The sequence below is a fragment of the Xanthobacter sp. BG11Y11_SDJG genome (genome assembly GCF_057364445.1).
This window is the reverse complement of sequence record NZ_JBNFNU010000474.1, coordinates 1-2,898: the sequence shown is the minus strand read 5'-3', so window position 1 is coordinate 2,898 and position 2,898 is coordinate 1. Positions and strand designations below refer to the sequence as shown.

Genomic DNA, 2,898 nt, shown 5'->3' with positions numbered 1-2,898 from the left:
CCCGCGCACCAGCGGCGGCGATGCGTTCCTCGGGGGATTGCGCCGGCGCCGCGGTGGGCGGGGTGCTGCCGGACGGAGCCTCCGGCGGCCGGTGGAGAGGCGGCGGCGTTCTTCGCCATCAAAATCGGTCCTTCTCGCGGTGGATGGGGGCCGCACGGCTGCGGCCCGCGGCAGATGCGGGGCCTCAGGCGAGGCCAGTGTTGCGGTACATACGGTCGCCCTCGAAGCGGACGATGCGGCGCGCATCCGAGCCGGTGAGCACGCGGCTCTGCTTGCCAGGGCCGGCGGGCGCAGGCGCCGCCCCACCGCCGGGGGCAACATAGTTCGGGGCGATGGTGGGGGAGATGGTGACGGAGAGGCGGGCCTTCAGGTCCGCGATGAAGCGGTCGGCGGCCGCGAGCGCAACGGAGGCCTGGCGCTCGATGCCGGCCGCGAAGGCTTGCATGGCCGCGGCGCCGGCATCGCCAGCCGCCAGCGCCGCCGCGTCCATGCGGGCCACCCCCTCAACCGTGCCCATGCCCATGGCACCGCCACCGCCCGGGAGGTCGCCGTTTCGCACGGGCTCCACGCCCGGGGCCTTGAAGCCATTGTAAAGGTCGCGCCGCTCCACCGCCTCGCGGCGCTGCTGCTCCAGCGCCTTGATCTGCTCGGCGATGAACAGCGCGCCGACGGGATTGCCGGCGAGGGTCTTGCGCTTCTTCGCGAGCTCGGCCTCGAGCGCGTCCAGCTCCTCCTGCGCCTGGCGCTCGCGCTTGCGGAACGGGTCTTCGCGCTCGGCTTCCATGCGCTCGATCTTTGCCCGCGCCGGCCTGCGCACGTTCTCATCCCAAGCCTTGCCCGGCCCGGCGCCGAACAGGTCCTCGGCCGCGTCGTTCGCCTGCTTGAGGCCTTCAGAGAGCGCGCGGATGGCGAGGTTCAGATCTTCCAGGAACCCGCCGGCGCCCGCGTCGTAGGCCAGCTTTCCGGAGGAGACCAAAAGGCGTTCCAGGCGTTGCTGAGGCGCTGGATCGACGCCTCCGCGTCGCCTGTCACCTTCGCGAGGTCCCCGGCGATGGTGCCATTCGCGGCCTTCACGCGCGAGACGGCAGACTTGTATTCTTCCCAGTGTTCAATCATCGCGACGATGAAGCGGCGCGAATCCGACTCGGCGAAGATGGAGGAGAGGAAAGCATTGCGGCGAAGGTCGTTCATGTTCTTCGTCGCCTTCATCAGCGCTTGCACGATGGCTTCGGCGCCGTTCTCACCGCGCTTCTGCGCCACCTCCATGATCTTCAAGAGATCGAGGTTGTGCTTCTTCGCGGCCTTCAGAACCGTGGGGGACAAGATCTTTTCGAATGCGTCGGCCACGCCCACCGCGGCGCTCTCGGCCGTGCCGGACACCTTGCGCGAAATCTGGAGCATGGCGCCGATGCGCTCGACACCATCGGCGCCGGCGAAGCCCAGCTTGGCCGCCGACGCGAGGACGCGGGGGAGATGTTCGGCCATGTTCTTGATTTCAAACATGCCGAGCTTGCCGCTCACGGCTAGGGCGTCGAAGGAGCGGCCCATGGCTGCCGCCTCCACCTTGAGCGAGGTCGCCATGGCCGCGGCGCTGCGCCCGACCTCCTCGACCTGGGCGCCGGTGGCCTGCGCCGTGGCCGCGACAGAGGGCAGGAAGGCCATGGCCTCCTGCAAATTGAAGCCGGCCTGCACCAGCACGTCGAGGCCCTTTACCAGGTCCTCGCGCGGCAGCGCCACCGCCTGCGCGAGCGCCTGAAGTGCCAGCCCGGCGCGCTCGATTTCGGCGGTGGAGGCTTCCGCCGTGATGCGCACGCGGGTGAGCGCGCGGTCGGCTTCGGCATACTCCTGCACGGCGCGGGAAACGCCGCGCACGGCGCCATAGCCGGCCGCGGCGGTGGCGATGGAGGCCATGCGTCCGCCGATGCCGGCGACCATGCCGCCACCACCGCCGCGCCGGCCCACCGCACCGCGGGCCTTGGAGTCGAGATTTTTCAGAGATCCTTCAAGCTTCTTCGCCGGGCCGGACACTTGGTCAATCAGGCGCAGCGTCAGCGTTGATGTCATATTTGCCATGCGAAACTCCTTTGCCGCCGGGCGGCGCTGGTGTTCGGGGTGGGGGCGGATGGCAAAAGCGCCGCGCGGGCGCCCTCAGGCGGCCGCTGGGGCCGGGCCGATGTCAGGCAACAGGAAATGAGCGGCCTTCATGATCCGCTCGGCATCGCACCAGCTCAGGGCGGCGAACTCCTCGCGCGCGAGGCCGGCCATCGCGCAAACCAGCGCCATCTCATCGGCTTCGCCGGCGCTCCATGCACCCACCTCGGCGAGCGTCGCCTCGCGCAGGGTCACGGCGGCGATGAGGCGCGGGCGGTTGATGGGGTTGGCGAGGCGCAGGTGACCGCGGTCGCCGCGCCGGCCCCGGCGCCGGAGGATGAGCGCGCAATAGCGCGGTGCTGCCGGTGCGGCGGCGCTTGGCAGTGGTGGAAGGGGCTTGAGGCATAGGGGGCGATCCTTGGATTGAAGGTCAGATTGGCGCCGCGCGCGACGGTGGGAGCCGATCAGTGGCGGGTGGCCACGCGCGGCGTGCGGCGGCGGGTTTTGGTGAGGGTGCGCACTTCGGCTGCGCGATCCGCCGCCGTGGCGGCATGATCGAGCAGCGCCGCAATGCGGTCCGCGCGATCATCCAGGAGGAGGTTGGCGATGCGGTCGAACGCGACGACCAGTTCTGCGACGGCCGCGCTGGTTTCGCCCATCTCGGCCACCGCTTCGACGACGCGCGGGCCATGATGCTGAACGAAGGCAGCGACTAGGCGCACGTCGTCGCCGGTGACGCCTGCGGCGAGGGCCGCGGCCACCGCATCGGCCGAAGGGCGCCGCCGCCCCGCCGCCTGGGGCTCCGCC

General features: G+C 70.7%; 4 protein-coding genes. All 4 read right to left on the bottom strand.

The window, feature by feature from the left end:
- Positions 1–184: 184 nt before the first annotated feature.
- Entirely contained in the window at positions 185–976 is a 792-nt protein-coding gene (locus AC2W7M_RS23100) for a hypothetical protein (protein ID WP_486135242.1), read from the bottom strand.
- Positions 916–2,028, bottom strand: coding sequence for a phage tail tape measure protein (locus AC2W7M_RS23095; RefSeq protein ID WP_486135240.1), 1,113 nt, complete (start codon positions 2,026–2,028; stop codon positions 916–918). Before AC2W7M_RS23095 ends, AC2W7M_RS23100 begins: the two co-directional genes overlap by 61 nt.
- Before the next feature lie 120 nt (positions 2,029–2,148).
- A complete protein-coding gene (locus tag AC2W7M_RS23090) occupies positions 2,149–2,346 on the bottom strand; it encodes a hypothetical protein (RefSeq protein WP_486135239.1) in 198 nt (65 codons plus the stop codon).
- Positions 2,347–2,555: 209 nt separating this feature from the next.
- On the bottom strand, positions 2,556–2,898 hold a 343-nt coding region (locus tag AC2W7M_RS23085), incomplete at its 5' end, for a hypothetical protein (RefSeq protein ID WP_486135237.1).